This is a genomic window from Dellaglioa sp. CoH-57-MRSF-17, assembly GCF_056782015.1.
The window spans coordinates 1-237 of the sequence record NZ_JBXAXY010000184.1 but is presented as its reverse complement, the minus strand read 5'-3'; the positions used below and the strand labels follow the sequence as shown (position 1 = coordinate 237).

Annotated in this window: 1 protein-coding gene; it reads left to right on the top strand. The window is 54.4% G+C overall.

Annotation, left to right across the window (positions count from 1 at the left end; translation table 11 throughout):
* A partial coding sequence (locus AC1RPJ_RS08330) for a hypothetical protein (protein ID WP_481762940.1) occupies positions 1-191 on the top strand: 191 nt, incomplete at its 5' end.
* Between the last annotated feature and the right edge of the window lie 46 nt (positions 192-237).

Genomic DNA, 237 nt, shown 5'->3' with positions numbered 1-237 from the left:
CGGTACGCACGCGCAATAATGGTGTGTGCGTTGGCCGCTGTTTTGTGCGTCGGGGCTATGTGCTGGTTGTCAGCAACAAGGACGTGTCCGATTCGGAAGACGAGCAAGACATGCGCGAAGTCTCAACCGCTATTCCGGAAGACTGGATTGCATCGGTTACGGCTCGTCGCCCTGTCTCGGGCACGAACTAAGGGCACAGCATTTCACCTATAACCCCCAAATAACTGGATATAAGAC